At 56.2% G+C, this 6,856-nt stretch carries 4 protein-coding genes; 3 read left to right on the top strand and 1 reads right to left on the bottom strand.

Features of this window, described 5'->3' with window-relative positions:
* Positions 1-60: 60 nt before the first annotated feature.
* Together XcyCFBP4188_RS22770 and XcyCFBP4188_RS21920 are read left to right on the top strand one after the other, a co-directional pair.
* A complete protein-coding gene (locus XcyCFBP4188_RS22770; protein ID WP_006452963.1) occupies positions 61-639 on the top strand; it encodes a hypothetical protein in 579 nt (192 codons plus the stop codon).
* A 974-nt stretch (positions 640-1,613) separates the two neighbouring features.
* Positions 1,614-2,801: an XVIPCD domain-containing protein gene (locus tag XcyCFBP4188_RS21920; protein ID WP_006452966.1), complete on the top strand. Its 1,188-nt coding sequence runs from the start codon at positions 1,614-1,616 to the stop codon at positions 2,799-2,801.
* Between the two features lie 302 nt (positions 2,802-3,103).
* Here XcyCFBP4188_RS21920 and XcyCFBP4188_RS21930 read toward each other — a convergent pair whose 3' ends face one another.
* A complete protein-coding gene (locus XcyCFBP4188_RS21930; RefSeq protein ID WP_104592851.1) occupies positions 3,104-4,411 on the bottom strand; it encodes an SNIPE associated domain-containing protein in 1,308 nt (435 codons plus the stop codon).
* A 384-nt stretch (positions 4,412-4,795) separates the two neighbouring features.
* Between XcyCFBP4188_RS21930 and XcyCFBP4188_RS21935 the strand changes: the two genes are divergently transcribed.
* Positions 4,796-6,631 (top strand): 3'-5' exonuclease, encoded by a 1,836-nt coding sequence (locus XcyCFBP4188_RS21935; RefSeq protein ID WP_104592852.1) that lies wholly within the window; start codon positions 4,796-4,798, stop codon positions 6,629-6,631.
* The last annotated feature ends 225 nt before the right edge of the window (positions 6,632-6,856 follow it).

Genomic DNA, 6,856 nt, shown 5'->3' on the forward strand with positions numbered 1-6,856 from the left:
TCAACTGGCGACCTGTCCCCTGTAGAGTTTGAACGGCGCTACGCGCAACGAGGGTCTTGAGTGTCTACGGAACCCTGGGCGTATCAATTCCTTGAGCACTGGGACCCCAAGCGCGCAGATGACGATCTCTGGCTCGAGGTCACCGTTCGCCATCTCTATGGGCAACTGTTACCTGCTCATGTCATTCGCACCGCCCTGAACCACCCGCACTGCAGCCAGGCACTGATGGACCTTTCGGAGATCTGGGAGTTCTACCATTACGACTCAGATACCCAAACGGTGCGCTGGGCTCACACGCGACACAAGCATGTGTATCGCAGATGGTTAAATCACCATTGGTCGTTGGTGCGCTATTTCCTACTTGCATCCATGGCGATGGGCGCAACCTATGTCGCGGCCCACGCTAGCGGGCTTTCGCAATGGATCTATGCAACAGCAGCAACATTGCTAGGAATTTGCGCGTTCATCAGCTTGTGTCGCTGCGACGCAGAGAAAACAGCCGCCAATGTTGGCGAGATCTGGATAAGACGCATCAATGATTCCTACAAGGCGCGCCACGATACCAATGGCCTGACTCCTCGAGAAACCGCCCCCAGTCCCACGCCAGTAGAAGCCAGCGCAACGCTCTTGCCGGCCTAGGACCGAGTGTTGGCGAAGAAGTACCCCAAAGCCACGATCCCGCCCCAGAAGGCCAATGCGATTCCACACAATCGCCATGTCTGCTGAGGGAACTTGCCATTTCTCCAGCGGATTACCAAGCCGCGAACAATCAGCCCAAGCACCACTAACAGCGCGAAAAGTAGCCCTACCGCCCACAGCACCAGAATACCCAGGCAGCCGTCACCGTGGCAGTTGGTAGCCCATAAAGAACCCCAACCCGTAGGTGCGGCCACAAGCACAAGCCCCACAACCAACACTGCCTTGACAACGCGTCCCATAGTGCCCCCCCTATCATCGTTCCGTTAGGCGGCATATGCACGGCCTTGCTTTGTTGTAGCAACTCTAACCGTTTTTCTCGCTGCTTTGCAGAGTCCTAGCCCGGTCGCAAAGCTTCGACGGCACTATGCTTCACCGACAACGGCCCCGATACTTTTGCAAAGAACTCATGCTTCGCAGAGTAGCGATGCGGGCGCGCTTGCAACCGACGTCCACATGGATAACCATTCGTGTGATTGCGGCGGAGCTGTCAAATCATGCAAGCAAACCCTCAGGCTAATTGCGGCCCTCTAGCACTGCTCGTAGCTATCAGTCTCTTCTTCATACCAGGGTGCTCTGCCATGCAGCAAGACTCACGGCCCGGCTTTAATACTCAACAGTCTGCCGCAAAAGCAAGGCAGCAGCTTCAAGCCGCTAACCCGGTCGGCTCGCCCATTACGGCCACGCAGAAGAACCTTGAGGATCTAGGATTTCACTGCCAAGCGTTGAGCTCTCCGGGCGTAGGTTACAAAGCATCGATGGTGTGCACTCTTTCCCCTGTCGTGAAAGAGGCGCAGCCATCGGTGACGGCGCCAGCTGTGCCGGTTACCTGGATGGTCGGCTTTCATTCTGCTGACGGAATCTACTTAAGCAAGTTGGTAGTGAATCGGGCTCCGCAGGATATTGGAGAATAAGTTATGGATGAGCAGAAGAAGGCAACAATTTTGGTGGGGGCAAGCGAGGTTGCTGGTGACCGCCGCCATCTTTACCTGCTCTTTCAGAAGTCCGATGGCAGCCAGACTGTAGTACGCGGAGGACCCGACACCAGAGCCGAGGGAAATGACCTGGCAAATTTTGCCGAGAGCACGGTTCTTGGCTCGGAGAAGTTTGGGCACATCATTGTCCAAGCGGCGCCTTACGTTGCGCCTTATGAAGTTGGGTACCGATTAAAGCAGGACGGGAACTACGAGCGAGTTCCCTTGAATCAGCTGGATCCTTCCGACCCTGGCATTGCACGGGACGTAAGAGGCGACGTCGTGAAAGAGACGATCACCGCTCCAGACTGGCCAGCACCGGGCGAGCGTCACGAGCGTATCGTTGCCTGGAGTGGCTCTGACCAGGAACTAGCCGCAAAGCTCGAGTCCGCCGTCAAGGCGGCCGAGCAGATCAATCACGCGCAACTGGAATATTCACCGCTGTACAACAACAGCAACGGTGTTGCCAGCAACTTGCTCAAAGCCAGCGGTGTTCAACCCGTTCTACCAAAGAACGCACAAGGTGAGACAGTCAACGCCCCGGACTTCGGGGAGGACCTTTATCAAGACGTCGGCGCGGCATCGGTACGCAGCGGCTACAGGTTTGACGGCAAGCAGTGGTTCGATGTGGACGATCGCAGGATCGCGCCTCCTACGAGTGGGCAGCCGTTGGTCCCTCAGGACCCTGCCGCACCTTCGCGTGGATCGTCGGAGGGTTTCAAGCTCAGCGCACAGGCTCCATCGCCTACCGACCCCATGTTTGCTCAAATCCAGGATGGCGTACATCGGATCGATCACTCGCTGAATCGTGTTCCGGATTCGGCAAGTGATCGCATGACCTGGAGCCTGTATGCACTCGCCAAAGAGCAGGGCATGGAACGTGTGGACAACGTAGTGCTTGGCCGAGCAGGCACCAGCGCAGCAGCTGGCGAATATGTCTTCCTGGTCCAGGGAGATCCCACCACCTCCGTGTACCACCGTGAACAAATGCGCACGGCAGATGCGGTGGAGAGTTCAGTTGAACAGAGCCAGGCCCGCGTGCAATCTGCCGAACAGACGCGTGCACTCGCGATGAGCATTGAAGCTCAGGAGCAGAGTAAAAAGCCGGATGCACCAGGGTTGCAAGTCTGATCACCCTGTCCTCAGCAGCCTTTCGACCCGCCTACGAACGGCGACACGTTAGCGTCCAGACACCCTAACAGCAGCGAGCTCTGGGCCACGATGCCTTCCGCGCGATGGTCGAAGCCAAGACCCGCCGCTTTGCGGGCATAAGGCCCGCTCATCGGCCCCGCAAGCAGAGCGCCATCGACTGCTAAGTGAGCTTGACCCCGTTATCCGGCGGAGCTGTCAAATCATGCAAACAAACCCTCAGGCTATTGCAGTCCTCCAGCACTGCTCCTCGCTATCAGTCTCCTCGATGGAAATGGGCACCGCTACGGGCTGCCTACACCCATCATTTTCTGACTCTGCCTAAATTCAAGCGCATCAGGGGTGTCGTGAAATGTAAGGAGATCACCAGCAAGCTCTGCGAGCAGATTCTTTGCATCTGTCGGGGTTGCACGGAAGAATTCGCGGCGATGGTTTACAAGGTTTGCCCGGCTCTTGGCCAGCCGTGTATGCATTGCACCTTCGATTCCAACAGCGTCCTTCGAGAAAAATAGTGCATGCACGTCGAAGTTGAAGGGCACTGATGCATCACTGAGTTCGCGGATACGGTCCATCGGATCCAGACGACGCGTCATACCGACCTTGATCAGCGATTCACCAAAAGAGCCAATGTTGGAGATCACATAAACGTAGCCCGCCCTGATGTTGGCTACGCGATAGTCAACGTCCGCAATTGCACGTTCGACCTCTGACACCTGGGCGCGCATCCGCTCTACAGCTTCTGGATCACCCTTGGCCAATAGCGCCTGTAGCGCGTTGAGGTAGTGTTGGCGCTCCTTCTCCAGCTTCAAACGCTCGCGCTCCATCTCCTGCTGGGTTTTGCGTTCTTCCCGCAGCCGCTCGCGCTCTTGCCGTTCCAGTTCCTTCTCTTCGGCTTTCTTCTGCACGAAATCCGCAGTGAGCTGCAATTCTTTAATACGAAGCTGCAGGTACTCATGCGTGATACGGATGCTCATGGTCTTGCCCAGGCGCTGGATCGTCTTGGCTACCTTTTCAATCCGATCGATGGCCGCAGCAAGTGCGTATGGCTTCAAGCCACGTACCAGAACATCCGCTTCTGCATTGAATGCCCGCAGCATCAATTTGCAGTAGTCCCGAAGCATGGTCTTGCCCTGCGCTTCTGAGCCGTTAACGGTCCAGCCCACTGCAGCGACAACAGCGCGGCCATCTGTCTTGTTCAACTCTTTGATAAGTCCGCGAATATGATCAAGGCGATCCTTGTAGGCCACCGCGTCTTGCAACGGATGCGCATAGTCGTAAACACCGGATTCTTGCAGCAGCGCGCGTTCACGGGTTTCGACAACTTCCTTGCGTAGCTCTGCGACCTGCAGCAATAGCTCATCGCGACTTGCCATCAGTGTCGTAAGCTGATCTTTCCATGCTAGCGATGCAGACGCCAGCTCAGCATTCAGTCGTTCCAGCTCTCGCTCACGCTCCAGCTGGCTAACACCTCCAATGCGTGAGAGTGTCGCGTAAATCTCATCCCTGTCCTTCGATACCGTAGCAAGCTCATCTAGTACCTGGCGTGTGAAACGCCTTACTCCGAAAAACGGAATTTTTCGATTGGTGTCCATACCTGCTCCCGTGTCGATGCTTGACCTCAGCTAAGGGTTCAATATTGCCATGCCTCTCCCTTCTTACGAAGAAGCACTATTTATCAGATTTGCGATTGGTTGCCGGGGCGGTATAGCGGCACAGGACTCCTGACCTTGAGGTCTCATATTAAAAAGCGTGAGCGCGCCCTCATTCCCACTGCAGAGAACCCAGAATTTGTGGTCTCAAATAGCAGGCCCGATGAGTTCCAACTTCGATAACAACTTCTTCGCAAGTAAGTTCTCGCACATCTCTTGCGCATGATTGCATTGCCCACGCTGCGCGAGTGCTACGCTAGGGCCATACCACGGAGGGGAGCTTTAATGGCAACGCTGATTCCCAGTCGATCGAGTAGTGCTGGCCGGATGACATCTGGCGAGCGGCGCTTTTCGCAGCGTCTGGAAGATAAGCTCGACGATGAGTACATCTGCTGGTACGACGTGCCAATCGGCCCCAGTCATCGGCATCCGGACTTTATTGTGCTGCATCCCTATCGCGGGATCCTGGTGCTTGAGGTCAAGGACTGGAAACTGGAGACAATCGCTGAGATTGACCGCGACAGCACTGTACTCCATACCGAACGCGGCCGTGAGGTAACATCCAATCCATTGCGCCAAGCTCGCGACATTTGTATCGAGGTCGGCAAACTAATGCTCAAGGATGCAGCTCTGCGCCTTCTGGAAGGCAGCAAGTATCAGGGCAAGCTCATCATGCCTTGGGGTTTTGGCGTGGTGTTTAGCAACATCAGCCGCGCCCAGTTCGACGAGGCCGATTTAGGCAATGTGATTGCGGCAGGTAGCGTGATCTGCCGGGACGAGATGACCGAGTCGGTGGACACCGAGGCGTTTCAGAAACGGCTCTGGGACATGTTCCCTGCCACCTTTTCATGTCAGCTCAGCTTGCCGCAGATCGAACGGATTCGCTGGCATCTGTTTCCGCAGCTACGTATCGTTCCTCCTGAGCAGGTGCAGTTGTTCGCTTCAAGCCAACCTGACAAACCTATCGCCATCCCAGATTTGATCAAGGTGATGGATCTGCAGCAAGAGCAGCTTGCTCGCTCGATGGGGGATGGCCACCGCGTGATCCATGGCGTGGCAGGCTCTGGCAAGACAATGATCCTGGGCTACCGCTGCGTTGAGATTGCAAAGCGTCAAGGCAAGCCCGTGCTGGTGCTCTGCTACAACAAAACGCTTGCCGGCCGCCTGGAACACATCATTCACGCGCATGGTGTGCAGGACCGCGTGAGTGTGCGTCACTTCCACGGATGGTGTGGTGAGCAGCTGAAGGCCTACGGCATCAAGCCTCCGCCCGCACAGCCAAACGCCCAACAGTATCTGGACGCATTGGTCAGCAAAGTCATTGCAGCAGTGGAGTCGCAGCAGATTCCGCGCGCACAGTACGCGGCAGTGATGATCGATGAGGGCCACGACTTTGCACCCGAGTGGCTGCAAATCGTCACGCAGATGGTCGACCCGGAAACCAATTCGCTGTTGCTGCTCTATGACGACGCGCAAACCATCTACAGCGCAGGCGGACGTCGAAAGTTCAGCTTCGCCAGCGTTGGCATCCAGGCCAAGGGCCGCACCACGATCCTACGTTTGAACTACCGCAACACCTTGGAGATCCTTTCCACGGCAAAGGCCTTCGCCCAGGAGCTCTTGACCGGGGAAGATGCGGATGAAGACAACGTGCCAGTGATAGCGCCAGAGAGCGCGGGACGCCGAGGCGCCGTCCCCGAGCTGATACAGGCGAGCAACATTTGGGAAGAATCGCGCATCATCGCCCAACAGGTACGCGAAGCACTCAACAACGGTGCAAGCGCCAACGACTTTGCGGTTCTTTGCCGCAACAAAGCGCTTGCCACACACATTGCCTCGCGCCTGCGCGCTGCAGAACTCCCAGTGGTCTTAGCGGAAGAGCTCAACAAACGACACCTATTCGATGGCGAGCCTGCAGTTAAAGTTTTGACGATGCATTCCAGCAAGGGCCTGGAATTCGAGTCGGTGTTCATTCCCGGCATCTGCGAGATTGGGCAACGCTTGCAAGCCGACAGTGAGGAAATGAGGCAGGAGGCCAAACTGCTGTATGTGGCAATGACTCGGGCTCTTGGCTCGCTGACAATGCTGCATCATTCAGAGACAGTACTAACCGAGCGGATTGGACAGGCAGTAGATCAGATACGAACTAGGCTTGCAGCGTAAATTCTAAGGTTTAAGGGGCCCGGGGCCATTGCTCAAAAATAAGACCTCAGCCTGACGGGAGCGATGCAGCCGCTATTAGGCATCGCCGCGCGGGCATGTACGGGCGGCTCGCTTAATCACTGTCGCCCCCTTTATTCCATCCCTAGAGCGTGTTATGAACTTTGCCCTTGTCACGATAACGTATACGGATGAAGCCTCGTAAGCCATATCCAACCGATATCTCCG

The sequence above is a fragment of the Xanthomonas hortorum pv. cynarae genome, from assembly GCF_002939985.1.
GTDB classification, from domain to species: Bacteria; Pseudomonadota; Gammaproteobacteria; order Xanthomonadales; family Xanthomonadaceae; genus Xanthomonas; species Xanthomonas hortorum_D.